The sequence below is a fragment of the Corallococcus sp. CA054B genome (assembly GCF_003611625.1).
GTDB lineage: Bacteria > Myxococcota > Myxococcia > Myxococcales > Myxococcaceae > Corallococcus > Corallococcus coralloides.
Genome location: NZ_RAVY01000140.1, coordinates 1 through 26279 on the forward strand (window position 1 = coordinate 1; position 26279 = coordinate 26279).

The 26279-nt window shown below is 69.9% G+C and carries 25 protein-coding genes; 8 read left to right on the top strand and 17 right to left on the bottom strand.

Features of this window, described 5'->3' with window-relative positions; translation table 11 throughout:
- From D7V80_RS28185 to D7V80_RS28205, 5 genes are all read left to right on the top strand, one after another.
- A partial coding sequence (locus D7V80_RS28185; RefSeq protein ID WP_255417667.1) for a porin occupies nucleotides 1-1212 on the top strand: 1212 nt, incomplete at its 5' end.
- Nucleotides 1212-2894 carry a dTMP kinase gene (gene tmk, locus D7V80_RS28190; RefSeq protein ID WP_120591103.1) on the top strand — a complete coding sequence of 561 codons (1683 nt, stop codon included), beginning with the start codon at nucleotides 1212-1214 and terminating at the stop codon, nucleotides 2892-2894. The genes D7V80_RS28185 and tmk, both read left to right, overlap by 1 nt.
- Nucleotides 2881-3549: a DUF4956 domain-containing protein gene (locus D7V80_RS28195; protein WP_120591104.1), complete on the top strand. Its 669-nt coding sequence runs from the start codon at nucleotides 2881-2883 to the stop codon at nucleotides 3547-3549. The genes tmk and D7V80_RS28195 overlap by 14 nt, the downstream gene beginning before the upstream one ends.
- A 13-nt stretch (nucleotides 3550-3562) precedes the next feature.
- Nucleotides 3563-4189, top strand: a complete 627-nt coding sequence (locus tag D7V80_RS28200; RefSeq protein WP_120591105.1) for a DUF47 domain-containing protein — start codon at nucleotides 3563-3565, stop codon at nucleotides 4187-4189.
- Nucleotides 4190-4261: 72 nt separating this feature from the next.
- Nucleotides 4262-5779, top strand: a complete 1518-nt coding sequence (locus tag D7V80_RS28205; RefSeq protein ID WP_120591106.1) for an Hsp70 family protein — start codon at nucleotides 4262-4264, stop codon at nucleotides 5777-5779.
- Between the two features lie 6 nt (nucleotides 5780-5785).
- Here D7V80_RS28205 and D7V80_RS28210 read toward each other — a convergent pair whose 3' ends face one another.
- Together D7V80_RS28210 and D7V80_RS28215 are read right to left on the bottom strand one after the other, a co-directional pair.
- Nucleotides 5786-8512, bottom strand: coding sequence for a response regulator (locus D7V80_RS28210; RefSeq protein ID WP_120591107.1), 2727 nt, complete (start codon nucleotides 8510-8512; stop codon nucleotides 5786-5788).
- Between the two features lie 117 nt (nucleotides 8513-8629).
- Nucleotides 8630-9019 carry a hypothetical protein gene (locus tag D7V80_RS28215; protein WP_120591108.1) on the bottom strand — a complete coding sequence of 130 codons (390 nt, stop codon included), beginning with the start codon at nucleotides 9017-9019 and terminating at the stop codon, nucleotides 8630-8632.
- Between the two features lie 202 nt (nucleotides 9020-9221).
- On the opposite strand from D7V80_RS28215, the gene D7V80_RS28220 reads away from it, so the two are divergent.
- Nucleotides 9222-9620 (top strand): two-component system response regulator, encoded by a 399-nt coding sequence (locus D7V80_RS28220; RefSeq protein ID WP_233585795.1) that lies wholly within the window; start codon nucleotides 9222-9224, stop codon nucleotides 9618-9620.
- Between the two features lie 12 nt (nucleotides 9621-9632).
- On the opposite strand, the gene D7V80_RS28225 is transcribed toward D7V80_RS28220, so the two are convergent.
- The 7 genes from D7V80_RS28225 to D7V80_RS28255 form a co-directional block, all read right to left on the bottom strand.
- Complete coding sequence (locus D7V80_RS28225) at nucleotides 9633-10307, bottom strand: SOS response-associated peptidase (protein ID WP_120591109.1); 675 nt, start codon at nucleotides 10305-10307, stop codon at nucleotides 9633-9635.
- A 56-nt stretch (nucleotides 10308-10363) separates the two neighbouring features.
- Nucleotides 10364-11812, bottom strand: a complete 1449-nt coding sequence (dgt, locus tag D7V80_RS28230; protein WP_120591110.1) for a dGTP triphosphohydrolase — start codon at nucleotides 11810-11812, stop codon at nucleotides 10364-10366.
- A gap of 118 nt (nucleotides 11813-11930) precedes the next feature.
- Nucleotides 11931-12605, bottom strand: a complete 675-nt coding sequence (locus D7V80_RS28235; RefSeq protein ID WP_120591111.1) for a DUF2378 family protein — start codon at nucleotides 12603-12605, stop codon at nucleotides 11931-11933.
- A 66-nt stretch (nucleotides 12606-12671) separates the two neighbouring features.
- On the bottom strand, nucleotides 12672-14108 hold the full coding sequence (locus D7V80_RS28240) for a sensor histidine kinase (RefSeq protein WP_120591125.1): 1437 nt from the start codon (nucleotides 14106-14108) through the stop codon (nucleotides 12672-12674).
- 347 nt (nucleotides 14109-14455) lie between these two features.
- On the bottom strand, nucleotides 14456-16099 hold the full coding sequence (locus tag D7V80_RS28245) for a GMC family oxidoreductase (RefSeq protein WP_120591112.1): 1644 nt from the start codon (nucleotides 16097-16099) through the stop codon (nucleotides 14456-14458).
- 134 nt (nucleotides 16100-16233) lie between these two features.
- On the bottom strand, nucleotides 16234-16737 hold the full coding sequence (locus tag D7V80_RS28250) for a hypothetical protein (RefSeq protein ID WP_120591113.1): 504 nt from the start codon (nucleotides 16735-16737) through the stop codon (nucleotides 16234-16236).
- 94 nt (nucleotides 16738-16831) lie between these two features.
- Nucleotides 16832-17023, bottom strand: a complete 192-nt coding sequence (locus D7V80_RS28255) for a hypothetical protein (RefSeq protein ID WP_121751894.1) — start codon at nucleotides 17021-17023, stop codon at nucleotides 16832-16834.
- A 74-nt stretch (nucleotides 17024-17097) separates the two neighbouring features.
- Between D7V80_RS28255 and D7V80_RS28260 the strand changes: the two genes are divergently transcribed.
- Nucleotides 17098-19488, top strand: coding sequence for a glycoside hydrolase family 31 protein (locus tag D7V80_RS28260; protein WP_120591114.1), 2391 nt, complete (start codon nucleotides 17098-17100; stop codon nucleotides 19486-19488).
- Between the two features lies 1 nt (nucleotide 19489).
- Here D7V80_RS28260 and D7V80_RS28265 read toward each other — a convergent pair whose 3' ends face one another.
- From D7V80_RS28265 to D7V80_RS28295, 7 genes are all read right to left on the bottom strand, one after another.
- A complete protein-coding gene (locus D7V80_RS28265; protein ID WP_120591115.1) occupies nucleotides 19490-20200 on the bottom strand; it encodes a double-CXXCG motif protein in 711 nt (236 codons plus the stop codon).
- A 14-nt stretch (nucleotides 20201-20214) separates the two neighbouring features.
- Complete coding sequence (locus D7V80_RS28270) at nucleotides 20215-20853, bottom strand: TIGR02269 family lipoprotein (RefSeq protein WP_158616715.1); 639 nt, start codon at nucleotides 20851-20853, stop codon at nucleotides 20215-20217.
- 43 nt (nucleotides 20854-20896) lie between these two features.
- Nucleotides 20897-21169 carry a hypothetical protein gene (locus D7V80_RS28275; protein ID WP_147447236.1) on the bottom strand — a complete coding sequence of 91 codons (273 nt, stop codon included), beginning with the start codon at nucleotides 21167-21169 and terminating at the stop codon, nucleotides 20897-20899.
- An 8-nt stretch (nucleotides 21170-21177) separates the two neighbouring features.
- Nucleotides 21178-21441 (bottom strand): hypothetical protein, encoded by a 264-nt coding sequence (locus D7V80_RS28280; protein ID WP_147447237.1) that lies wholly within the window; start codon nucleotides 21439-21441, stop codon nucleotides 21178-21180.
- 151 nt (nucleotides 21442-21592) lie between these two features.
- Nucleotides 21593-22765 (bottom strand): threonine synthase, encoded by a 1173-nt coding sequence (locus D7V80_RS28285; protein WP_120591119.1) that lies wholly within the window; start codon nucleotides 22763-22765, stop codon nucleotides 21593-21595.
- Between the two features lie 57 nt (nucleotides 22766-22822).
- Entirely contained in the window at nucleotides 22823-23536 is a 714-nt protein-coding gene (locus D7V80_RS28290) for a double-CXXCG motif protein (RefSeq protein WP_158616716.1), read from the bottom strand.
- Nucleotides 23537-23552: 16 nt separating this feature from the next.
- Nucleotides 23553-24221 (bottom strand): TIGR02269 family lipoprotein, encoded by a 669-nt coding sequence (locus tag D7V80_RS28295; protein WP_158616717.1) that lies wholly within the window; start codon nucleotides 24219-24221, stop codon nucleotides 23553-23555.
- A gap of 554 nt (nucleotides 24222-24775) precedes the next feature.
- On the opposite strand from D7V80_RS28295, the gene D7V80_RS28305 reads away from it, so the two are divergent.
- Nucleotides 24776-25150, top strand: coding sequence for a DUSAM domain-containing protein (locus tag D7V80_RS28305; RefSeq protein ID WP_120591123.1), 375 nt, complete (start codon nucleotides 24776-24778; stop codon nucleotides 25148-25150).
- Between the two features lie 62 nt (nucleotides 25151-25212).
- On the opposite strand, the gene xth is transcribed toward D7V80_RS28305, so the two are convergent.
- Complete coding sequence (gene xth, locus D7V80_RS28310; protein WP_014395156.1) at nucleotides 25213-25983, bottom strand: exodeoxyribonuclease III; 771 nt, start codon at nucleotides 25981-25983, stop codon at nucleotides 25213-25215.
- Nucleotides 25984-26279 lie beyond the last annotated feature (296 nt).

Here is a 26279-nt window from a genome sequence, read left to right on the forward strand (position 1 = left end):
CTCCGCCCCCCTTCTGGCCGTGCCATGCCCGCGCGCGGACTGCTGCTGACCTCCCTGCTGCTCTGCGCGTCCGCCAATGCGCAAGAGGCCAGCGCGGCCCATCCCGCGGACATGACGCCCACCCTCTCCTCGGAGTCCGTTCCCGCGCCCGCTACCGCGACACCAGCGGGGGGCACGATGTCTCCGCCCTCCGCGCAGCCGCTGCCGGAGCCGCCTCCCACGGTGCGGCTCCCCGCGGGCTCCGGCGTCATCGAAGTGGGCGGCCGGCTATCGGTTCGAGAGACGGTGGACTCGCGCCCCGACAAGGTCTGGTCCGGGCGGCTGACCTTGCCGGCGACGCGCCTGGAGGCCACCTACCGCTTCAAGAAGAAGCTCAAGGCGGTGGTCGAGTTCGACGTGCAGGACGGCCTCAAGGACGCCTACGCGTGGCTGGACCTGCCCCACGGCTTCGCCATCCGCGCGGGCCAGTTCAAGGTCCCCGTGTCGCTCATCGAGCTGGAGTCGTCCCGGTCGCTGCCGCTCGCGCGCCGGGGGCTCCTGCGGGACGTGCTGCGCGACGCGCTGGTCATCACCGGCCGCAGGCCCGGCGCCCAGCTGGAGTGGAAGTGCAAGGACTGCGCGCTGGACCTGAAGCTGCGCGCGGGCGTGTGGCAGACGGGCAATGACACCGGCAAGGTGGACCTGTCCAAGGGGCTGGGCGTGGTGCCCGCCTTCCGGGGCACGCTCACGCTGGGCACCGTGGAGCTGGGCGCGTCCGCGCTCCTCCAGCCCGCGGGCTCCATCGACGGGGGCTCGCACACGGGCTGGACGGCGGGGATGGACGTCCAGCACGAGCTGCCCGTGGGACGCGGCGCGCTGCGCACCTGGGGCGAGGTGCTGGTGGGCCGCACTGAATTGCTCACCGGCCTGGAGGGCCCCTTCCTCACCGCGCGGGCATTGACGGGCTGGCGCATCGGCGGCGGGGCGCACGGCGCGCTGTTCGTGGAGCCCTTCGTGATGCTGTCCGCGCTGGATCCCGACCGCACCCTCCACCAGGACCTGGTGTGGGAGGGCGCCGCGGGCCTGAACGTCGGCCAGTTCCGCCACTGGCGCCTCCAGGCGCAGGCGGAGGTGCGCGAGGCCGGCGACGCCGTGCCCGCCGTCGTCACGTCCCTGGAGAACAACCTGGCCTCACGCAAGGCCGTGCTGCTGCAGATGGAGGTCTCCTTCTGATGTTCATCGTGTTCGAGGGAATCGACGGGTCGGGCAAGACGACCCTGTCCAACCGCGTGGCGCGTGAGCTGCGCCGGGCCGGGCTCACCGTGCGTCACGTGCGCGAGGACGGCCGGCTGGCCTCGCCCGTGTCGGAGGGGCTGCGGCGCTTCACACGCGACCCGCTGCACCTGGCGCTCACGCCCGTGGCGGAGCTGCTGCTGTACGCGGCGCGCGAGGCGCAGCTGCTAGAGGAGGTGACACGGCCGGCGCTCGCGGAGCACGACGTCGTCATCGCCGACCGGTTTCTCTACACCGCGGAGGTGCTGGCCCGCTTCGGACGGGGGCTGCCGGAGGCGGCGGTGCGGTCAGTACTGGACACCTGCCAGCGGGGCCTGCAGCCGGACCGCGTCTTCCTCATCGACGTGGACCCCGCCATCGCCCGCGCCCGCCGCCGCGCGTCCAAGCTGCTGGCCAGGGACCGCTCCACGCCGTCGCGAAAGGGGCTCACCGGCGCCGGACTCCAGGCCCGCCTGCGCGCCGGCTACCGCGCCCTGGCCGCCGCGAGCCCAGAGCGCTGGAGCATCATCGAGAACACCGACGTCCCCCTGGACGAGCAGGTGACGCGGCTGGTGGAGGACGTGCTGCGCGTGCGTCGCGGTGAAGCACCGCTCCACACCGCGGGCCTGACGCGCCCCATCGTCCCGGTGCGCTCGCTGCCGGAGGCGCGCGGCCGGTTCCTCTCCCGGCTGGACGGCTGGACCGTGGACGAGCCGGGCCTCGCCGCATGGTTCCTCGCGGGCATGGAGGGTCAGGACGTGGAGGCGCGCCGCGCGCTGCTGGCAAAGCGGTGCCCTGAGCTCATCGCCCATGGGCTCGCGGGCCTCACCCACCCGGCCGCATGGGAATGGCGCCACCGGCTGGAGGCCGCGGCGCCCGAGCAGGTGCTCGCGTCCCTCACCGACGACGCCAGTGACGCGCCAGAGGCCTGGAACCTGCGCGAGCGGTGGGAGACCCGGGCCCCGGAGGCCGTGGCCGCGTCGCTCACGGGCCTGGACTCCGAGCGCGCCTGGCTCATGCGCGACCGGCTGTCACGCTTCGCCCCGGAGCCGGTAGTGGTGTCGCTCTCCGGCCTGGACAGCGCCCGGGCCTGGGACGAGCGCTGGCGGTGGCTGTCCTCGCGCGGCGGTGACGAGGCCTTCGCGGACGAGGGCGTGGCGCGCGCGCTGTGCCGCTCACTCCGGGGCGTGGACAGCGAGCGGGCCTGGGAGTGGCGCGAGCGGGCGATGGCCGTGGCGCCGGACGCCGTGCTGCGCTCGCTGGAGGGCCTGGACAGTCCCCGCGCCTGGGTCCTGCGGGAACAGCACGCGGCGCGAGCGCCCAAGGCGGTCATCGGCTCGCTCACGGGGCTGGACGTGCCCGCCGCGTGGAAGCTGCGGGAGACCTTCGGCGTGACATGCGAGGAGGTGCTGGACTCACTCACCGGCATGGACGTGCCCGCCGCGTGGAAGCTGCGCACGGTGCTCGCGGACACGTGGCCCTCCGCCACCGTGAAGAGCCTGGGCCTGCTCGCCACGACGGCGCGCGGTCAGGCCCTCACGCTGGAGCTGCTGGAGCGCCATCCCCACGACTTCGCCCTCCTGCGCCAGGCGGCGCGGACTGCCTCCCAGATGGAAGAGGAGCCTCGCCATGGCGTCGCTTGATGTCTTCAACGCGGGCGCGCAGGCGTCCGTGCACGGTCTGCCGCTCCTGGAGGTGTTCGAGCGGCTGGGCTTCGCGCTGGTGCTGGGGTCATTGCTGGCCTTCCGGCCGTGGCGCCGGTGGATGCCTCGCGCGCCAGTGATGGCGCAGGAGACCATGCACACCCAACTGCTCATCGCCATCGCCGGGGCGGTGATGACCACGGTGATTGGCGACAGCATGTCGCGCGCCTTCGGGCTGGTGGGCCTGGGCGGCTTCATCCGCTTCCGCTCCGGCATCAAGGACTCGCGCGACGCGGCGGTGATGTTCGTGATGATTGGCGTGGGCATGGCCTGCGGCCTGGGCGCCTTCCCCATCGCGGTGTGCGCCACTCTGTTCTTCGGCGCCGTGCTGCTCGCGCTGGACTCCACGCTCCAGCGCCACCCGCAGCGGCTGAAGCTCTCCCTGGACGTGGAGGACCTGGGCGCCGCCCTGCCCCCCTTGCGCCAGCTACACCCCGACTCGCGCGTGCTCACCCTGGAGCAGGCCACCGCCACCCCGGGCGGCACCGCCGTGGTGGAGCTGGCCGTGCCGGAGCGCACCGACACCTTCCTCCTCCTGGAGAAGCTGCGCGGCGCGCTGCCCGGCGTGCGCGCGGCCTCCATCGACCCCGAATAGCCCTGGAGCCCCCATGTTGCAGCGACTGATGCCAAGGTCGGACGGCTTCTTCGACGACTTCGACGCGCAGTGCACCACCACGCTGGAGGGCACGCGCCTGTTGCACGCGCTCTTGAGCGACTACCGGGACGTGGGCGACCGGGTCCGGGCGCTCCAGGCCGTGGAGCACCGGGGCGACGCCGTGGCGAAGGCCGCCTTCACCCGGCTCCACCGTGAATTCATCACCCCCTTCGAGCGCATCCACATCCACGCGCTCGTGTCCCGCATCGACGGAGTGCTGGACCAGGCACACGCCGCGGCCTCCCGCCTGCACGCCTACGAGCTGCCGGAGTGCCTGCCGGAGGCCACGGAGCTTGCACGGCTGCTGGTGCTGTGCGCCGAACAGCTGCGCGACGTGGTGACGTGCCTGCGCGCCATCAAGCAGCCCGAGCGCATCCTCACGGGGTGTGAAGCGCTCCGACAGCTGCGCGGCCAGGCGGACGCGGTGCTGGGCACGGGACTGGGCCGCCTCTTCCGCGGCGACCTGCCCCCCTTCACCGTCATGAAGTGGAAGGGGGTCTACGACCTGCTGGAGACGGCGCTCGACCGGTGCGTGGACGTGGTCCAGACGGTGGAGGCCGTCGTCCTGGAGCACTCCTAGTGGCACCGTCCAGGGGTCCATGTCATGCCGGGTGCCCCGGCGCGGCGGGACGTGCGAGAATGGCGGCCCCACATGAGCACGAGCGCCGCCCCCATCCTCGGCATTGACTTCGGGACCACCAACACCGCGGCGGCCTTCTTCGACAAGGCGAACAAGCTGCGCGTGGTGCCCATCGCGGACAAGAGCCTCACCCTGCCCTCCATCGCGTGGTTCCACGCGGGCGACAAGGCCATCGTCGGCCCCGCGGCGCGGCGGCAGATCATCGACGACCCGCGCCACACCATCTTCGGCGCCAAGCGCTTCCTGGGCCGCCGCTTCCAGTCCGAGTACGTGGCCCGCCACCGCAACCGCTTCGCCTTCGAGCTGGTGGAGGGCCCGGACGGCTACACCGCCGTGGAGGTGTACGGGAAGGTGACGCCGCTCATCGACGTGGCGCACTTCATCCTCAAGCACCTCAACACGCTGGCCACGCACGCGGCTGGAACTCCGTTCAAGGAGTGCGTGCTCACGGTGCCCGCGCACGCCACCATCCGCCAGCGCGAGGCCATCCGCCGCGCCGCGGAGAAGGCGGGCCTGCGAGTGCGCGCCATCGTCAACGAGCCCACCGCCGCGGCGCTCTACTACGCCAACCTGCGCAACCCCGAGCAGACGGTGATGGTGTTCGACCTGGGCGGCGGCACCTTCGACGTCACCCTCATGTCCGTGCAGAACCGCGTGGTGAAGGTGCTGGCCACCGGCGGCGACGCGTTCCTCGGCGGCGCCAACTTCGACGAAGCCATCGTGGAAGCGCTGGTGGACGACTTCCAGAAGGAGCACGGCATCGACCTGCGCGGCAACAAGGTCGTGATGCAGCGCCTGGTGTTCGCCGCCGAGTCCGCGAAGATGGCGCTCTCCAGCGGCGCGTCCGTCCCCATCCGCATCCCCTGCATCACGCAGAAGGACGGCGCCTTCGTGGACTTCAACGTCACGCTCACCCGCGAGCGGATGGAGGCCATGGTGTTCCAGCTCATCGAGCGCACCGCCGCCGCGTGCGACGACGTGCTGGAGAAGGCGGGCCTGAAGCCGGACGCCATCGACGAGCTGGTGATGGTGGGCGGCCAGACGCGCATGCCCGCCATCCGCAAGCGCCTGGCCCACTTCAAGAAGCTGTCGTCGGACAAGGAAGTGCACCCGGAATTGGGCGTGGCCGTGGGCGCGGCCATCCTGGGGCGCAACCTGGCGCGCGGCATCAGCGGCCTGTCGGACGTGGTGCCCATGCCCATTGGCGCCATGGTGCCCGGCGGCGGCCAGCACGAGGTGCTCCCCGCCAACACGCCCGTGCCCGGCACCCGCACCGTGGACCTGGAGCTGCCGCCCTGGCCGGGCCCCGTGCCGGTGGCCCTCTTCGAGGCCCTGGACCGCACCACCGTGGAGCGTGAGCTGTTGGGCACCGTGCGCATCGAGCCGGACTGGCGCGTGGCCCACCCGGGCCCCACCACGCTGGAATTGCGCATGGGGCCGGACTTCGCCCTCACCGCGAGCCTCGTCGCGAAGGACGGACAGCGTCAGCCGCTCACCATCAGCGACCCGAACGCGCCCCAGCGGGCCTGACGCGCGTCAGCCCGCGGCCCGGGAGACGACGGTGCCCTTGAGCTGCTCCAGGAGCCGGCGGCTCTCCTCCAGCGCCTCCTGGCAGTGGGCGACGAGCGGCTCCATTCCCTCCAGCACCCGGGCGTCCGCGCGCTGCTCGATGTCCCAGCACAGCGACTCCAGCGTGGCCGCGCCGAAGTAGGCCGCGTTCGACTTGAGCGTGTGCGCGGCGCGCGCCAGGTTCTCCAGCTCGCCTCGCGCGAGCGCCCCGCGCGCGTCGTCCATCAGCCGGGGCATGCTCTCCAGCGCGGTGTCCACGAGCTCCGGGAGCATCCGCTCCACCTGCCCGTCCAGGGACTGCCACAGCCGGTCCAACGCGCCGGCATCCAGCCCCCGGATGCGCGGGGCGCCCATGCGCGGGGCCTCCGGAGCACGGGTGACGAGGGCGCCCCCGGGCTTTCCCGGCAGGCGCTCCCAGGCGCGGCGCAGCGCGGAGATGAGCTCCTCCACGCGGATGGGCTTGCTGAGGAAGTCGTCCATGCCCGCGTCCAGGCACTCGCGGCGGTCCGCCGTCATCGCGTTGGCCGTCATGGCGATGATCCACGGCTGCTCGCTGACGGGCATGTCCTGGCGCAGCTGGCGCGTCGTCGCCAGGCCGTCCAGCTCCGGCATCTGCACGTCCATCAGCACGACGTCGTAGCGCTTGCGCGACAGGAGGTTCAGCCCCTCGCGGCCGTTGTTCGCGGTGTCCGCCGGGTAGCCCAGCCGGTCCAGCACCAGCAGCGCCAGCTTCTGGTTGGTGGGGTTGTCCTCCACCAGCAGGATGCGCAGCGGCATCTGCTCGCCGGGGCGCGTGTTGAACACGGAGCGCTCGCGCGTGGCGGGCGCGGGCGTGACGGGAATGGGCCGGGCGGAGATGAGGTCCTGGGCCAGGCACGTCATCAGCGCGTCATGCAGCTGCGACGCCTTCACCGGCCGGGGCAGCACCGCCGTGAAGAGGCCGGGCGGCTGCGCGTCGCGCTGATCAAAAGAGGTGAGCAGCAAGAGGGGCAGCTCGCGCGCGTCGCGCTGCTGGCGGATGTGCGCCGCCAGCGTGGGGCCGTCCATCAGCGGCATGCGGTGGTCCAGGATGGCCAGGTCGAAGCGGGCCCCGGACTCCAGCTTGGACAGGGCCTCCGCGCCGGAGCCCACCTCCACGATGGCCATGCCCCACGCGGCCAGCTGGCGGCCCAGCAGCTTGCGGTTGATGGCGTTGTCGTCCACCACCAGCACGCGCCGGCCGTGCAGCTTCAGCGCGTCCGGACGCAGGGCCTCCGCGCCCCGCGGGGCCTCGCGCGCCTGGAAGGTGAAGTGGAACGTGGCGCCCTTGCCCGGGACACCTTCGCTCTCCATCCACAGCCGCCCGCCCATCGCCTCCACCAGCCGCTTGCTGATGGCCAGGCCCAGCCCCGTTCCGCCGTAGCGGCGCGACACGGATTCATTCAGCTGGTTGAAGGGCTGGAAGAGGCCCGCGCGCGCGGTCTCGGTGATGCCCAGGCCGGTGTCCTGCACCGCGAAGTGCAACTCGAAGAGGCCGCCCGGCGCGAGCGGCTGGCGCGGCGTGTCCACGGAGATGGACACCCCGCCGCGCTCGGTGAACTTCACCGCGTTACCCACCAGGTTGAGCAGCACCTGCCGCAGGCGCGCGCCGTCGCCCACCACGCTGACGGGCGTCTCGTCCGTGACGTGGTAGCCCAGGTCCAGGGACTTCTCGCTCGCGCGCATGGCGAGCAGATCCAACACGGACTCCACGCACTGGCGCAGGTTGAAGGGCTGCTGCTCCAGCTCGACCCGGCCGGCTTCGATCTTGGAGAAGTCCAGCATGTCGTTGAGCAGCCCCAACAGCGCGTCCCCGCTCTGGCGGATGGTGGACGCGAAGTCGCGCTGCTCGGGCGTGAGCGCCGTGTCCATGAGCAGCCCCGCCATGCCGATGATGGCGTTCATCGGCGTGCGGATTTCGTGGCTCACGGTGGCCAGGAACAGGCTCTTGGCCTGGTTGGCGTCCTCGGCGGACTGGCGCGCCCGCTGGAGGTCGGTGACGTCGTGGTAGATGGCGATGAAACCCATGGACTGGCCCGCCACCGTCACCGGCATGGCGCGCAGCTCCACGTCCACCACCGTGCCGTCCTTGCGCACGCGCTTGGTGACGACGTGCACCCGGTCCTTGCGCAGCACCTCGCGCGACGTCTCCTCGGCCCCCGGACGGATGTCGTCCAGGTTGGCCACGAGCTTGAGGATGTTGCGCCCCAGCGCCTCCTGCGGCGTGTACCCGAAGAGCCGCTCCGCGGCGGGGTTCCAGGACAGCACCTCGAAGGCGCGGCTGATGGTGACGATGGCCACCGGGCTGTGGCGCACCACCGCCTCGAAGAACTCCTTCTGCTGGCGGAGGATGGACTCGGCCGCTTGGGCGGCGTCCAGGCCCCGGAGCAGCAGCAGCCAGCCGCCGTCCTGCGGCACCGCCTGCACCCGCACGGAGCGCACCGGGCCCACGGGGAGCTCCGTCTCCAGGGGCGCGTCCGGGGAAGTGACCTGGGGGGGCGTCCAACCCGGCAGCACGCCCTCCACGGACTGCCCGACCCACAGGTCGCGAGGGCCCAGCAGCGCCTCCGCGGCACGGTTCACGGCCACGACCCGCAGGGTCGGGTCCAGGACGAGCACGCCATCACGCGTGTGCTCGAACAAGGCCGGATACGTGCTGGGTGGCAGTTCGGGCAACCTTCCCCCTCCGTTCAAGAACTGTAGGTCAGTCGAGGCGCCAGTTCCATGTCATCCACGGAAAACCGTGGAGGTGGGCAGGCGCAGGCCTTTTCCCGGCGCTCCCGGGACGGCGTTTCAGGGGGTTGGAAGGCCTGCCTGGACCGGCAGGGGGGCGGGATGTTTCGTTCTGTTTCCATGCAACAGGGGGAGGTCTCCCAGGGCGCTGGCGAGGACGCCCCGGGCGAGGTGTGAGCGGGCCTGCCGGCCGGGGGCCCAGGGGATCCATGCCACGGACGAGGCCAGGGAGGACATGCCGGATGCAGGGTCCTCCACGGTCACGCCCCGGGTGCGCACCTGGTGCGCGGCCTCCACCGGGTGGCCGGTCCTCAGGCCGTGGAGCATGCGGAACTTCGCCCAGCGCTGGAGGAGGAAGAGGTCGGGGACCTCCAGCATGGCGAGCCCCGTGAGGGAGGCCACGACGATGTGCCGGCGCCTGCCCGGCACGGCCCTGTCGGAGGACGTCATGCCACGAATCCTAGGGGGCTTTTTCCGGCGCACCCAGGAACTGTCCAGGGGCCCCCGCGCCACTGTTTCGGGGCAGACGGCCAACCGGTCCCCTGCCCTACTGGCCGTGCCTGGAACCGCCGGCCCGGAATCAAAGGATGGCCCTGGTCAGTGCGGCGTTCGGTCGACCTAGCTTTCCTTTGACCCCACGGAAGAGAGAGCCGTGCCCGACGCGACGACCCCACCCCTGATCCTCCTCATCGACGACGAGCCGGAACTGGAAGTGATGGCTCGCTACCTCGAACTCGAAGGCTACTCCGTGCTGACCGCGACCAATGGCGAGGAGGGGCTGCTGGCGCTGGCCTCCTGCCGCAAGCCCTGCATCGTCCTGCTGGATTTGATGATGCCGGTGATGGACGGCTACGGCTTCCTGCGGCGGTTGCACGACGACGCGACGCTGTGCGGACTGCCCGTCTTCATCCTCACCGCCAGCTTCCAGACGGAGCGGATGGCCGGCGTCGTCGGGACCCTGCGCAAGCCCCTGCACATGGAGCTGCTGAAGGAGGCCTTCGCCCCGTACTGCCCGCCTTCGGGGGAAGAGGGCAGCTCCACGGCGGGATAGCGCTCCCGTGCGTCAGGCAGCGATGCGGGCCACGCACTCCGGACCGTCGTTGGCGGGCGAATTCACTCCGCGTGCCACTTCGTAGACGTCCAGCGGCGCTTCCGGCGCGGGGACGAGCAGCGGCAGCAGGACGGACGCCTCCTGCGGCTCCGGGCGAAGCCACACCGACTGGCCTTCCGGCGACAGGATGACGGGCATCCGGTCGTGGATGGGCGCCATCAGCGCGTTGGGGCCCGTGGTGATGATGGTGCAGGTGCGCAACACCTCGCCCGTGTCCGGCGCCGTCCACTCCTCCCAGAGCCCCGCCAGGGCCAGCGGCTTCCCCTCGCGGTGGTGGAAGAAGTACGGCGTCTTGGGCTTCGTGGACTGCTTCCACTCGTACCAGCCGTCCACCACCACCAGGCACCGCCTGCGCTTCAACGCCGAGCGGAAGCTGGGCTTCTCCGCCACCGTCTCACCGCGCGCGTTGATCAGCTTGTTGCCGATGGACGCCTCCTTCGCCCAGGAGGGGATGAGCCCCCAGCGGAACACGTCCAACAGCCGCGCGCCGTCGTTGGGCACCACGGGCAGCAGCTGCGTGGGACAGAGGTTGAAACGCTCGCGCTCCAGCGTCGCGCGCGCGCCCGCGAGCTCCAGCTCGGCGACGAGCTGCGCGGGAGAGGTCCGGACGGTGACTCGGCCACACATGGGGCACAAGCGTAGCGCCCGGCGGCCGGCGCCGCACGTTCCCGGTGCCCGAGAGCCTACGTGGGCAGCTGGATGCCAGACAGGCGCTGGTAGAGCTCCACCGCGCGGCTGTCCGACAGGCCGGTGATGTAGTCCGTCACGCACAACAGCCGCTGGTACGGCGTGAGCCGCTGGATGGCCTCGTCCCTGCGCGGCGGCCGCGGCGCCGCTTCATCCGCCGCCGCGAACTCCGGACGCTGGAAGCACTCCATGGGCAAGAGCTGCCGCAGCTTCTTCTCCTCCGCGTTGGGGGATTCCGCCACCACCGACAGGGCGAACATGTCCAGCAGGCCGCCCAGCGTCTTGAAGCCGGCGCTCTCAATCTGGAGCACGCGCTCGCTCCAGTAGCCGTGCTCGCGGGTGAAGTCGGTGATCTCCTCCAGCTGCGCGCGCACGTCCGGCTTGAGCTCGGTGAGCGGCGTCTCCGTCCGCCCCGCCTCCAGGTCGTGCGCGTGCTCCACGAAGGCCTCCACGCACTTCGGGATGAGCTTCCCGATGGCTTTCGCCCGCGCCTGCGCCATCCGCGTCTCCAGGTGCCGGGGCGGCTTGCGGACCGAGGGCTCCGGCAGCACCGACTCCAGCAACTGACACGCGCGCTCCATGGGCACGAGCCCCAGCTTCGCGGAGTCCTCCAGGTCGATGACCGCGTAGCAGATGTCGTCCGCCGCCTCGACGAGGAAGGCCAGCGGGTGGCGGCTGAACACGCCGGGCTCGCGCTCGCGCAGGCCCGTGGCGCGGAACGCCTCCAGCGCCAGGTCGACGTCGTCCTGGAAGTAACCGAACTTCCGCTCCGACACGACGCCCTTCGTCTTCTGCCGCGAGCCGGGCAGCACCGACGGACGCGGGTACTTGCTCATGGCCCCCAGCGTCGCGGCCGTGTAGCGCAGCCCGCCCCGGCGCTCGCGCGACTGGAGCCGGTTGAGGATGCGGAAGCCCTGCGCGTTGCCCTCGAAGTCGCGCAGGTCGCGCCACTCGGCCTCCGTCGCGAACGGGCTCTTCGTCCCCTCCCCCGGCGGCGAGAGCCGCTGTCCCACCCAGTGCTGGATGGCCGCCTCTCCGGAGTGGCCGAACGGCGGGTTGCCGATGTCGTGCGCCAGGCACGCCGCCGCGACGATGGTGCCCAGGTGCGACGGGTCCAACTCCACGCCCTGCGCCTTCAACCCCAGCCCGGCCTGATGCCCCAGGGAGCGGCCCACGCAGGACGCCTCGATGCTGTGCGTGAGGCGCGTGCGCGTGTAGTCGCTCGTCGACAGCGGGAACACCTGCGTCTTGTCGTGCAGGCAGCGGAACTCGCTGGAGAAGACGATGCGGTCGTAGTCCCGCGAGTAGTCATTGCGCTCGTCGAGCTGCCGGTGCGCGGCGTCCGCGCCAGCCTCCTCCGCCTGAGCGGAGCGCGACCCGACGCGGGTGTCCGACAGAAGCCGCCGCCAGCGCTCCATCCGTTCCTGACTGTCATTGCGGCTCACGTGGTGAAGACCTCCCGGTGGGAGGAGAGCCCCGCCGCACCGGGGGCGCAAGTTCCCGCGACATCCGGGGCGCGACGCCTGGGGGGACCGGGCCCCAACTCCCGGTCCCCTGTGCGCCCTACTGGAACATCCGCCAGCGCACCGGCGCCTTGGGAGGTTCCGCGGGCAGCACGACGGGTGCCTCCCAGGTGATGTGGTACTCGGTGTCCAGCAGGCCCAGCTTGCGCCCCTGGACCCGAGGGTTCCGAGCCCCCACCATGGAGAGCACCTCGCGCAGCACCCCCTCGTGATACGCCGGCGGCATGAAGTCGCGCCGCATGATGAACAGCGCGTCCCCCTCCCCCTTCCAGTCGACGGTGCGCTCCCCGTAGCTCACCGCCATCTGGTAGCCGGACGGCAGGTTCGTCACGAGCTTGCGCGGATCCCCCGCGGCCAGGAGCAGGAACGTGCGCCCCACCGCGGACTCCAGGAAGCTGCGCGTGGCCTGCATCCCCATCTGCCGCAGCGCCTCGTCGAACCCGCCCCACCGGGGTGACAACTGCCGCGCCGCCACCTGCGCCACCTTGAGGAAGGTGGCCACCGGGTAGTTGAAGAAGCCCACGAAGCGGCGCTCGTCGGTGACGGCCCGGCAGGCGGCCACCGCCTCCTCGCCCGCACCGGTGCGCACCGTCTCCAGCACCCCCAGGAAGAACATCCCCCGGGCGGTGTCCAGCTCCGTCGCCGCCATGCGCCGCACTGCCCAGTCCGCATCCACCGCACCCGCCTCCGGGTACGGCTTCGCCTGTGCCTGCATGCCTGCCTCCGTTATCGCGTGAGCCCACACCCCACGCGCCAGTCGCCAACGTGCTGTTGCTCTCTTCTAGGAATGCGCCGCGGCAGCCGCTGTGCACGCGTCAGGGAAGAGGACGGTGAAGCGCGAGCCGTGGCCGAAGTCGCTCTCCGCCTGGATGCGCGCGCCATGTCCCTGCACCAGCCGCTTCACGATGGCGAGCCCCAGTCCGGTGCCGCGCAGCTTGGTGGTGAACATGGGCTCGAAGATGCGCTCCAGGAGCGGCGCGGGGATGCCCGGCCCGTCATCCGTCACGCGCAGGCTCCAGCCGCCGTCCCCCCGCGCGTCGGCGTGCACGCACACGGTCCCGGAGCGCTCCGCCGGAATGGCCTCCACCGCGTTCTGGATGAGGTTGACCAGCACCTGGCGGAACTGCTCGCGGTCCAGGTGCGGCACCGGCAGCCCGTCCGGCACCTGGTTGTTCACGCGCACGCCCTCGCGGCACGGCACCACGCTGATGGCTTCCTCCACCAGCGGCTTGAGCGGACAGGGCGTGCGGCGCGGCGGCCGGCCCTTCGCGTAGTCCAGCAGGTCGGAGATGATGACCGAGCACGCCTGCAGCTCCCGGTCGATGATGCCCAGGAAGCGCGCGATGCGCGGATCCGAGGGCAAGGTCTCCACCTTGCGCATCCGGCGCAGGACGAACGCATGCGCGGTGCGCGCGGCCGCCAGCGGATTGCGCAGCTCGTGGCTGACGCTGGCGGTCAGCTGCCCCAGCGACGCCAGCCGCTCCATCTGCTCCACGTGGCCGCGGACGGCGTGCACCTCGCGCACGGCGGCGTCCAGCTGGCCCGCGCGCAGCGCCAGCTCCTCCTCGATGGTGGCCTCCGCCAGGGCCTGGCGCCCGGCCCGCTCCCGCAGCTCGCGCAGCGCGTCCCGGCAGGCGACGACCAGCACCACGTCGATGGCCGCCACCCAGAAGCCATGCTCCAGGAAGCGCCACCACTCCGGATGCAGCTGGCCGTAGACGGACTCCGGCCACAGCGCGCCCCGCAGGCAGTGGTCCACGACAATGGCCAGGCTGGCGGTGAAGAGCACCTTCGGGTCGCGGTAGAACGACAGCACCGCCAGCGAGCCGAAGATGTGGAAGTGCGTCTCGATGCGGCCCCCCGTCAGGTGGATGAGCAGCGCGGACCAGAGCATCTGGCTGATGGCCACCACGTGGCGCGTCGCCGTCTCCCCCGCGTGCAGCCGCGTGAGCATCACCGGGAACACGCTCAGCGCCGCGCCCAGCAGCACCGCCGTCTGCACGTGCAGGTGCAGCGCCCGCACCTTGCCCTCCCATCCATAGGGAGACACGAACACCGCCACCAGCACCGCCGCCGCCCACTGCCCCAACATCAGCCAGGTGAACAGGCCGTCCACCCGCTTGCGCGACTCGCGCAACTGCAACGCCAGCAGCGCCGCCGCCCGGCCCTCCAGGACAGGAGAGCCCTGCACCGGAGCATGAATGGAAAAGGCTGACATGAACGAAGTCATCTCTTCACCCGACCGGACTGGTGGCGAAAGCGACTAATCCTGCAAAATATGAACTACACGGAAATCTTCAGGCCAACCATGCTGCCTGGGGGCACCCGGAGTGCCCTTGCTTGAACACTGCCGGCTTCAATCCCGACGGCGCGGGACGTCGCCAGGGTGGCGGCATCCCGTGCATTCGCAGCCAACAATGACAAGCGGGCCATCCCCGCGTCCACCGGACACGCGGAACTCAGGACCGGAGTACGAGTCCCGCGCTCACGTCTGATCAATAGCGCCCGGCCCCAGGTCCCAAGGGGGCACAGGGGGCATCCGCGTACACGCCCTGCGAGCGTGTGTCAGGAGGCGGCGGCGTGGGCGCGCGAGGGCGCTTCGAGCGTGGCGTCCGTGTCGCCTCGGGGCAGCTCCCGGGCGGCGGGGATGAAGGTCATGGCTCGCTCGGCGAGCGCGGCGATGGTGAGCGAGGGATTGACGCCGGGGTTGGCGGAGATGGCCGCGCCATCCACCACATACAGGCCTTCATAGCCATACAAGCGGTGGCGCGCGTCGATGGCGCCTGTCGTGGACGAGTCCCCCATGCACGCGCCGCCCAGGATGTGCGCGGTGGTCGGGATGCCCATGAGCGTTTCGCTGACCATGGTCATGGGGTAGCCATCCAGCTTGTCGGACACGCGCTTCGCCAGGTCGAAGGCCTCCGGCATGTTCGCGGTGGGCGCGGGGCCCGCTTGCAGGCCGGTGGTGAGGCCGGAGCGGAAGCCGGTGGTGAGCGCGCGGCCGCGGCGCATGCGCAGGTGGCCCTCCATGGTGCGCATGTACAGGAGGATCATCGTGCGGCGCGCGAAGTCCGGGACGAACCAGGCCTGAAGGAAGCGCAGGGGACGGCGCGCGAGCAGCCCCACCAGCCGGGCCACGCGCGTCCACGCGGTGGCGCCGGAGACGTGGGGGGCCATGAGCAGGCGGAAGAAGCCGGAGCCCTCCGAGTAGCGCACGGGCTCCAGGTGCGAGTGCTCGTCGGTGTGGAGGATGGACCCGATGGCGATCCCCCGGGACAGGTCGCGGTCCTTCTGTTTCTTGCCGCTGACGATGCCGATGAGCGCCTCGGAGTTGGTGCGCACGCCGTCGCCCACGCGCTCGGAGAGGTTGGGCAGGCCGTCCTTCGCGTTCTTGAGCTTGAGGAGCAGGTCCATGGTGCCCAGCACGCCGCCCGCGAAGATGACGTGCTTCGCGGTGAAGCGGCGCGTCTTCTTGAAGAAGCCGGCGCCCTGCTTCGCCGTCACCTCGTAACCGTCTCCGCCGGGCAGGGGGCGCACCCACGTCACCTCCGTGTCCGCGTGGAGCGTGAGGCCCTTCTTCTCCGCGAAGTAGAGGTAGTTCTTGTCGAGCGTGTTCTTGGCGTTGTTGCGGCAGCCCAGCATGCAGCCGCCGCACGCGTTGCAGCCGGTGCGGTCCGGGCCCTCGCCGTTGAAGTAGGGGTCCTTCACGGTGACGCCGGGCTCGCCGAAGTAGATGGCCACGGTGGTGGGCTGGAAGTCGGGGCGGCCCAGGTCCTCGCCCACTTCCTTGAGCACCTGGTCGGGGAAGGTGTTGAGCGGGTTGACGGTGGCGCCCAGCATGCGGCGCGCGGTCGCGTAGTGCGGCGCGAGTTCCTCCTTCCACGGCGCCAGGTGGCCCCAGGAGGTGGCGTCGAAGAAGTCGTCCCGTGGGATGGGCAGCGTGTTGGCGTAGACGAGCGAGCCGCCGCCCACGCCGACGCCGGACAGCACGGTGACGTGGCGGAAGAAGGTCATCTTGAAGAGGCCGCGCCACCCGAGCCGCGGCATCCACAGCCAGCGCTTCAGGTTCCAGTTGGACTTGGGGAAGTCCTGGCCCTGGAGGCGCCGGCCCTTCTCCAGCATCACCACGCGATAGCCCTTCTCGACGAGCCGCAACGCGCTGACGCTGCCGCCAAACCCCGAGCCGATGATGAGCCAGTCGCAGTCCATGACGTCCTCTCCGTCTCCTTCGGGCGTGTGAGCTTCCCGCCTCCAGGAGGTCCGCACTCTATGCCACGAGCGCGGCCGTCCTTCGCGGGACCTGTCGCACGCATCCGAAATCAGGGAGGACCCCGGAGCGCGGGCTAGCGCTTCGTGGCCTGCTTCCTCGCCCGGCGTGCGGCGGGCGTGTTGGCGACGAACTGGCGGCCGGCTCGAGAGCCCGCGCGCTTGCGCCGCTCGGTGGCCTTCTTCTGCGCCGGGCTCAGGTGGGCCCAGGCCTTCTCGGGCAGGTAGCGCGCGGTGGTGCGGCCGTGGCGGGCGCGGGTGCCGCCGTCCTGGGTGCCCCACTTCTCCTTCGTCCAGGAGGTCAGGTGGCGCTGCGAGGTGCCGCGAGAGCCCCGGTAGCCGCCGCCGGCCTTCTTGTACTCCGCGGCGAGGAGCTGGGCCTTGCGTGCGCTCCATTGGCCCGCGCGACCGCCCTTGTCGCTCTTCATGATGCGCTTCTTGAGACGCTCGCGCAGCGCGGGGTTCGTATAGCGGCTGCTGGCGCTGGCGGACGCGTGGCTCTTGCGCGTGGCGCGCTTCGCGGGCGTGGCGGCGGTGTGCTTTCGCCGGGGGGCGGCGTGGGTCTTCCGACGGCTGGCCATGAAGGCTCCTTTGCTTGTGACAAAGGTACGGATGCCTCGCGGGGAATGGCCGCTGCCGCCCCGCTGCCTGCTCGGCTTCGGAGCCGAAGGGGGCTTACGCGGGCGTGGCGCCGGGCTCCGTGGGACGGAACAGCGAGCACGCGCGCACGGGCTGGGGCGCGTACTTCTGGGGCAGGAGCGGACACATGATGAAGGTGGAGGTCCGCGTCTGGACGTAGCGGGGCGGCGCGGCGCAGCGGTGGCAGAGGCTGTCCGGGAAGGGCAGCGGATCAGGGGGCGGCGTCATGACAGTGGACAGCATCGCACGGGCCCGGAAGGAAAGGCGGGTGCGGGCCGCGCGCGCTCCCTAGATTCCAAGGCATGCACGTCACAGACGCCCACGTCGAACCCCACCGGCTGCGCCTGTCCGGCCGGCACGCCGTCCTGGAGGTGTCGTGTCCGCTGCCCGGAGTGCTGCGGCTGAGGCACGCGCCGGTGTCGTCGGAGATCGGCTTCCTCCATCCCGAGCTGCCCGGCAAGCGGTCCTGGTCCGTCATCGCCGAAGAAGGCCACCCCTTGAAGGTCGAGCGCGACGGCGAGCGCGCACGGGTGACGGCGGAGGGCGTGTCCCTGGAGGTGGACGTGGAGTCGGGGACGTGGCGCTTCCAGGACGCGCAGGGGCGGGAGCTGGCGCGCTGCGTGGATGTGTCCGGTGAGGTGCAGGCCGCGTATCCGATGAGCCGGCACCGCGCGCGGCTGAAGCTGCGGGCGCCGGAGGGGGAGCGCTACCTGGGGTTCGGCGAGAAGGTGGGGCCGCTGGACAAGCGCGGCATGCACTTCACGTTCTGGAACACGGACGTGGTGCCGCACCACCCGGACACGGATCCGCTCTACCAGTCCATCCCGTTCTTCGTGGGCCTGCGCGACGGCGTGGCGTGGGGGTTCTTCCTGGACGAGTCCTGGCGCTCGGAGGTGGACGTGGCCCTCGCGGACGCGTCGCGGGTGGCGTGGGAGTCGTGGGGGCCGGAGCTGGACTGCTACCTCTTCGCGGGGCCCCTGCCCGCGGACGTGGTGCGCAGGTACGCGGCGCTGACGGGGCGGCCTCCCCTGCCCCCGCTGTGGAGCCTGGGCGCGCAGCAGAGCCGCTGGGGCTACGAGAACGCGCAAGACATCCGGGGCGTCATCCAGGGCTACCGGCAGCGGAACCTGCCGCTGGACTGCGTGTATCTCGATATCGATTACATGGATGGGTACAAGGTCTGGACCTGGGACAGCGCCCGCTACCCGGACCCCGCGGGCCTGGTGCGCGAGGCGGCGGCGCAGGGCGTGCGGCTGGTGCCCATCATCGACCCGGCCTTGAAGCTGGAGCCGGGCTGGAACGTGTACGAGGACGCGAAGGCGCGCGACTACCTGGTGCGCTACGACCGGGGCGGCGTGCTGGTGGGCGAGGTGTGGCCCAAGCCCGCGGTGTTCCCGGACCTGACGCGGCCGGAGGTGCAGCGCTGGTGGGGCGGCCTGCATCGCGACTTCGTGGCGCTGGGCATGGCGGGTTTCTGGAACGACATGAACGAACCGTCGTGCTTCGGGGTGCAGCCGGACGTGGGCATTCTCACGCTGACGAGCGAGCGCGCGGAAGGCATTGGCCAGGTGGAGGGCAAGACGCTGCCGTACGACGCGCGTCACGGGGAGAAGCGGCACCTGGAGGTGCACAACGTCTACGCGCTGGGTATGGCGAAGGGCGCGTTCGAGGGCTTGCGCGAGCTGCGTCCGGAGACCCGGCCGTTCCTGCTGACGCGAGCGGGGTTCGCGGGCATCCAGCGGTACTCCGCGGTGTGGACGGGGGACAACTCCAGCCACTGGACGCAGCTGGAGACATCACTGCCCATGTTGATGGGATTGGGCCTGGCGGCGGTGGCGCACACGGGGGTGGACATCCCGGGCTTCATTGGCCGGGCGAACGGCGAACTGCTGGTGCGCTGGATGCAGACAGGCACGTTCTATCCGCTGATGCGAAACCACGCGGGCAAGGGAACGTCGCCGCAGGAGCCGTGGCGGTTTGGAGAGCCCTACCTGACGCTGGCGCGAGCGGCGCTGGAGCGGCGGTATCGGCTGTTGCCCACGTTGTACACGTTGATGCACGAGGCGTCGGAGACAGGGCTCGCGCCGTTGAGGCCGCTGTTGATGGAGGCGCCCGGGGACGCGGAGGCGGTGGGCGCGTTTGATCAACTCCTGTTCGGAAGGGACCTGCTGGTGGCGCCGGTGGTGCGGCCCGGACAGACGAAGCGGCTGGCGTACCTGCCGGCGGGTGCGTGGCTGGAGTGGCCGGGGTTGGAGCGGACGGGGGAGGTGCGCGAGGGAGGACGGCACGTCATCGCGGATGGACCGCTGGACACGGTGCCGGTGTGGCTGCGCGAGGGAGGCGCGGTGGCGCTGACACGGCCCGCGATGCACACCACGGACGCGAACTGGAAGCACCTGGAGTGGCACGTGCACGCGGCGCCGGAGCTCCATGGCCGGCTCTACGAGGACGCGGGAGACGGCTACGGCGAGTCACGGCTCACGGAGCTGCGCGGCGGAGTGACAGCAGGCGTGTTGCGGTTGGAGCGGAGCGAGACGGGGGCGCTCGTGAGGGCCCGGACGGAGGAGACGATCCGGGTGTATGGGTTGACGTCCGTGCGGAAGGTGACGGGAGCAAAGGCACACCGTTTCGAGAACGGTGTGCTGGAGCTCCAGGTCGCCGCGGATTGGACGCGACTGGACGTGGCGCCGTAGTTCAAAGGACAGGGATCTCCTTGAACACGACGCCTTCGAATCCGAAACGGTTTACGGCGTCCACGAAGCGGTCCGTGGCGATGATGATGGTCGTGTAGTCGCTGAGGCGGAACAGATCCAGGTCGCCGGTCAGAGTGCGCCCATCGAGAATGGGGGCGTCTGGATAGCTGCCTCCTTGCCGCCCGCACCGTTCGCAGGGGCGTTCCCGTCCGCCCGGAAAGCAGCTGTCGTGCAGTCGGCCCCGGCAATGGATCTCGACCTCCCGCAGCTCCACCTCGACCTTGCTCCGAAAGCGCAGGTCCATCTTGCTCGCGCGAAGGGCGATACCTGCCTCGCGCAGCAGGTCAACGATCTCGCTCCGCATCACCAGGGTCAAAGGGTCATACAGATCGATTGCACTCCACTTGCCGGAGGCCTTGCCGATGAGAGGCCCGAACTCGGCCCCTGGCAGCAGTGGCGCCTCGAAGGGCACCTGAAGCCGGACGAGATCACGCAGTCGCTCGTACTCTTCGAGCGGAACCTGCCTTGCTTCCGCGAGCTCTCCCCTATGGGCCCAGCCCGAGAGATCCACGGAGGGATATGCCTCTCCCAGTCCACCAGGGCTGGACCCACACACAGGACACAACCCTCCCGGCAATCCCCATCGGTGCGCGCCATCGATGAATCCGGTGAAGCGCGCCCCTTTCGCAGCATTCACTTCAAAGAACCTCACGGATCCTCCGGCGGCTAGCGAAGCTGATCGTAGGAAACAATGGGTCCCATGATGTTGAAGTCAACGATCATCCGCGCCAGTTGGTCCTGGATCTCCTTCGGAGTCGCATTCGTGTTCTTGCGAGAGAAGTCACGCCACGCCTGATTCCAGGGCCCACCCCGTCCTCCCGGCCCATGGATTCGTACGTGCTCCGCACGGGGAATGACCATCGTGAAGTCATGCACGTTGATTTTCCCCCGCCGCCAGAAGAACTCCGCGAGGCGTTCCTCTTGAGGAAAGAGATGATGCTTGACCCATCCGGAGCCTGAAGGCTTCCTGCCATCCGGTGGCGGAGGAGGCGCGGGATGGTTGTACCAACGGATGACGAAGATGGCTTCGCGGTCACCCGGAAGCGGCTGCGCACTGCCCCAATGGCGCCGGGGGCCTGAACCGGGTGCCGCTGACGACACGGGAGGCCGGATGCCTCCCCGCGCCAGCAACACACCGGTGTCCTCGCAGTGATAGAGCCCGCAGAGGTCATCCGCGCAGACCAGTGCCACGCACCGGTCGTGACCTTCGCAGGCGTCGTCCTCCGCCGCGATCCAGTCCTCCAGCGCGGGCAAGGGAGCAGATGCGCAGCCCCCGAGCAAGGACGTCAGCAGCACGAACAACATGAAGGCGCTCGCTCGCATCGAGCGCCTTCATATCAATCCCCTGTCAGAACACGCCCGGGGGAAACGGCATCACCCTCGCGTAGCCACCGGGCTCAATCGGGCCCAGGTGGTCTCGCACGCCGACGTAGCGGGGATGATCCGGCTTGAGGATGAACAGCGCCTCACCCGCGATGGCACCGGGGCCTCGCGCGGACATCCGGAGTTCCAGCGTGCCATCCAGCCGCATGTGCGCCGACCCCACCGGCTCTTCCTCCGGGACTTCCGGCGGAGGCGGCATTCCGGGCGGTCGAGGCGGCGGTCCCAGGGGCTTGCTCACCGTGCCCCTCAGTCCGTCATTTCCCAGGCCGACATCGACGCGGCCTTCAACGACGGGTCCGTCATCATGGTCTTGATCTCATCCAACTTCTCCGTCTGGAAGGTCACCACGAAGGACTTCACGTCCTTGATACCGTGTTCCACGTTGAAGCTCCGGGTGCCGCCCACGACGGTCACCGTCCGGGCCAGCTTGTTGGACAGCACCGAGTACTTCACATCCTCGGCCAACCGCTCGTTGCTCATCTCAATCTGCACGAAGTTCATATCACGCACTGTATGAGTTGATTTCACATAAACAAGCAACACATCCGGATTTCAACCAACACAATGCTCCAACACCTTGCGACACATGAGCGCTTTCGCGACGCGCCAACCAGGTTCTTGGATTCTCATTCTTGAATCCCAGCCACCCAAAAGCCCGCGCTCACCACAGCGGCGCCATGTTCTCCACGTACTTGAAGCCCGTGCCCGTGTTGAACACGACCACCGTCTCCTCCGGCTTCACGTCCCCGGCGGCCTGAAGCTTCTTGAGTGCCGCCACGCACGCGCCACCTTCCGGCGCCATGAACAGCCCTTCCGCCGCGGCTGCGTCCTTCGTGCCCTGGACGATCTCCGCCTCCGTCACCGACACCGCCGTGCCGTGGCTGTCCTTCACCGCGCGCAGGATGAGGAAGTCTCCCAACGCCTTGGGCACCCGCAGGCCGTGCGCGTGCGTCGTCGCCCCCTGCCACATGGGCGCGTCCGGCTTGCCTTCCGCGTGCGCCTTCACGATGGGAGCGCAGCCTTCCGCCTGCACCGCCACCATCCGGGGCCGCTTCGAATCAATCAGCCCCATCGCCTCCATCTCCTCGAAGGCCTTCCACATCCCGATGAGCCCCGTGCCCCCGCCCGTCGGGTACAGGATGACGTCCGGCAGCGTCCACCCGAGCTGCTCCGCCAGCTCGTAGCCCATCGTCTTCTTGCCCTCGACCCGGTAGGGCTCCTTCAGCGTGGCGCACTCGTACCAGCCATGCTCCTTCGCCAGCCCCGCGCACACCCGGCCCGCGTCGGAGATGAGCCCATCCACCGTCTCCACATGCGCGCCGTAGGCCCGCGTCTCCATCAGGAACAGCGACGCGATGTCCTTCGGCACGAAGACGTGCGCCTCCAGCGCGCCCCGCGCCGCGTACGCCGCCAGCGCGCTGCCCGCGTTCCCCGCGGACGGCAGGCACACCGCCTTCGCGCCCAGCACCTTCGCCATGGACACCGCGGCGGACAGGCCTCGCGCCTTGAAGGAGCCCGTCGGGTTGCCGCTCTCGTCCTTCACCCACACCCGCTGCAATCCCAGCCATGAGCCCAGCCGGGGCACGGGGAGCAGCGGCGTGAAGCCTTCTCCCAACGTCAGGCGCTGCGCCGGGTCATCCACCGGCAGCACCTCGTGGTAGCGCCACATGGAGCGCTCACGTCCAGGCAGCGCTTCCTTGCGCAACGTCTTCGCCGCGCGCGCCAGGTCGTAGCGGGCGAACAGCGGCGCCTGACACGCCGTGCACAGGTTCCACACCTTGCCCGGCGCGAACGTCTGGTCGCACTTCGTGCATTCAAGTCGGAGGACGGACATGCCTCCGACTCTACTCAGTCCTTCAACTCCAGCCACACCAGAGGGTGGGGCCTTCGTTCAGCGGACCGGCAGTTCCTTGAACACGACACCCTCCAGTTCCAGCCGGGTCATGGCGTCCACGAACCGCTCGTTGGCGATGATGACGGTGGTGAAGTCACTGAGGCGGAACAGGTCCATGTCGGTGGGCAGGGTGCTCCCATCCAGCACGGGTGCATCCGGCAAGCGGTCTCCCTGTCGTCCACAGCGTGGACACGCGCGATCACGTCCACCGGGGAAGCAGCTGTCGTGGAGCCGGCCACGAGGATGCAATTCGATTTCCACCAACTCCACTGGCGGAGCCTTGCCTTTGAAGTGCAGGTCCATGTCGCTCGCGAGGAGGTCGAACCCTGCTTCGCGCACCCGCACAAGTGCCTCGCGTTGCATCACCAGCAACCATGCATACGGCAGATGCAGCGCGCCCCATCGACCCGAGGCTTTCGCTCGGAGTCTGCCGAACTCCGCATCCGGCAGGAGGAGGGCACCGGGCGGAGCGTGAGGTCTCAGCAACTCACGCAGGCGTTCATATTCCTCAAGCGGCACCTGCCTTGCTTCCGCGAGCTCCCTCCGATGAGTCCAGCCCGAAAGGTCCACGGACGGATAGGCCTCGCCCAGGCCTCCGGGACTGGCCTCGCAGACCGGGCAGAGCCCACCAGGAAGCCCCCACTGATGAACACCATCCAGGAAGCCGGTGAAGCGAGGGCCTTCCGCGGGGCGAAGCCTGAAGAACTTCACGCAGTCCTCCTGGGTCTCAACGCATGTAGTAATAGGGGACGATGGGTCCCGTGATGTTGAAGTCGACGATCATCCGGGCCAACTGGTCCTGGATCTCCTTCGGCGACGCGTTCCGGTGTGTCTCGGCGAAGTCGCGCCATGCCTGATTCCAGGGGCCGCCCCGGCCTCCAACGCCGTGCAACCGCACATGTTCTGCACGTGGGATCACCATCGTGAAGTCATGCACGTTGATGTTCGCTCGACGCGTGAAGAACGCCGCGAGGAGGGCTTCTTGCGGATAAAGATGATGTCGAACCCATCCCGAACCTGAAGGCTTCCGCCCGTCGGTCGGCGTGGGCGCAGGGTGGTTGTACCAACGGATGACGAAGATGGCCTCCCGGTCGCCCGGAAGCGGCTGGGCACTGCCCCAATGGCGCCGGGGCCCGGAACCGGGCGCCGCCGACGCCACCGGAGGGCGGATTCCACCGCGAGCCAGCAAGGCGCCCGCGTCCTCGCAACGATACAGCCCGCAGAGGTCATCCGCGCAAACCAGCGTCACGCACCGGTCGGCGCTCTCGCAAGGGTCATCCCCGCTGGGGTGCTCCGCGCTGCTCCACGGCTCCAGCGCGGAAACCGGAGCCGAGGCGCAACCGGCGACGAACAGGCACAAGACCCATGCGAAGAACTTCATCCCCAGGATCTTCATCCCAGCGGCGCCTGACACGCCGTGCACAGGTTCCACACCTTGCCCGGCGCGAACGTCTGGTCGCACTTCGTGCATTCAAGTCGGAGGACGGACATGCCTCCGACTCTACTCAGTCCTTCAACTCCAGCCACACCGGCGCCACACGGTAGGGTCCGCACGCCATGTCCTCCCCTAAAGCCGCCCTGTGGCGGCGCCACCTCACCACCGTCCTCGCGGCCATGAGCCTGGGATGCGCCACCGTCGCCATGGACACAGAAACCGACTGCATCCAGCGCCACCCTGGCCTTCCAGAAGCATGCGGGCTCACCGCCGCGGAGGCCGCTGCCATCATGGCCGCTGCCGCCGGCGCCACTGGCACTCACAACAGCGTCCAGGCGGACACGAACGACTACGTTGATGACCCGCGACTGCCCGCCTGGAAGAACAGATGTATGCGGAGCTGGAACGCCTGCGCGGACGGTAAGCTCTTTGGCCCTTGCACCGACTGTCTGCGCCGATGCGAGGGCCAACACGAATGGCCCGCCGATATGTGCGGCCCGAAGAGGAAGCGGTAGATGACAGCCCGACCCAACTGGGACGCCATCCGCGAACTGTCACGGCGCGTGCTCCGCGAGGGCGCCCCACTCATCGTGACCGACGACGTGCGCGCACTTCTGCTCCAGACCGCCGATGAAGTGGCCATCTCCGACGCCGCCGCAGCGCTCCAGACGGACGCTGGAGCCCTTGCACTCCTCCGCGAGTGCGCCCGCCGCATCACAGACGGCTCCAACCGGCTCATGGATGCACTCGACCGGATGTGGAAGCTACAGCGACAGGGGGACTTCGACAGCGCGCGCCAGGAGATGCGCGATGTGCTTGCGGCCGAAGTCGTCCCCTACTACCGCGAGGCCGCACAGGGGCAGCTCGACGACATGGCCGACGAGCCGTGACGGCAGAGGCGCGGCGCCGCACGGCCGTCCTACTGGCCCGGCGCCGCGTCCATTGTCTCTACTCAGTCCTTCAACTCCAGCCACACCGGCGCGTGGTCAGATGGCTGCTGTCCCTTGCGCTCCTCGCGGTCCACGTCGCACGCCGTGAGCCGGGGCACCAGCGGCGCCGTGAGGAACAGGTGGTCGATTCGCACGCCCTTGTTCTTGGGGAACATCAGCATCCGGTAGTCCCACCAGGAGAACTTCTGCACGTCCGGGTGCAGCTTGCGGAACGCATCCGTCAGCCCAAAGGCACACACCTGCTGGAGCGCGTCCCGCTCGCGCAACGTGAAGAGCGTCTGCCCTTCCCACTGCGCCACGTCGTACACGTCGATGGGGTCCGGCGCGATGTTCCAGTCCCCGCCCATCACCACCAGGTCGTCCGGCTTGTGGCGCGTGTCCAGGTAGTTGCGCAGCCGCCGGTACCACTCCAGCTTGTAGACGTACGCGGGCGAGTCCACCTGCTGCCCGTTGGGCGCGTACGCGCTCACCACGCGGATGCCGTTCACCGTCGCGGAGATGAAGCGCGCGTGCGTGTCATCCACCCCGTCCGACAGGCCCCGGATGACGTCCGTGGGCTCCGTCTTCGCCAGGATGGCCACGCCGTTGTACGTCTTCTGCCCGTGCACCGCGGCGAAGTAGCCCGCCTCCTTCACCGCGTCGAAGGGGAAGTCCGCGTCGGTGCACTTGAGCTCCTGCAGGCACAGCACGTCTGGCTGGGCGCTCTTCAGCCAGTTGACCAACCGCTGCTGCCGAGCCCTCACCGAGTTCACGTTCCAGGTCGCGATTCGCATGCGGCGCGGACCGTCGCACGCGGCCCACGCCCCTGCCACGCTTTTCCCCTCGGGCCTGTGGCCCCAGGGACACACCCGCCGTCCCCAGAGGGGGGAAATCCGTTGGCACACCGGTCGCAAAGGGGATGGCCATGAACCCGAAGACGCGCACCCGGTCCCGTCGCTCCGCCTCCTCCCGGCGCTTCACCGTGCCGCCCGCGCTTCGCAAGGCCCTCATCCCCGCCGCGCTCGCCGCCCTGGGGCTCGCCGCCTGGGAGGACGTCCCCCTGCCCCGCCTGCTCAAACCCTGGCTCTCC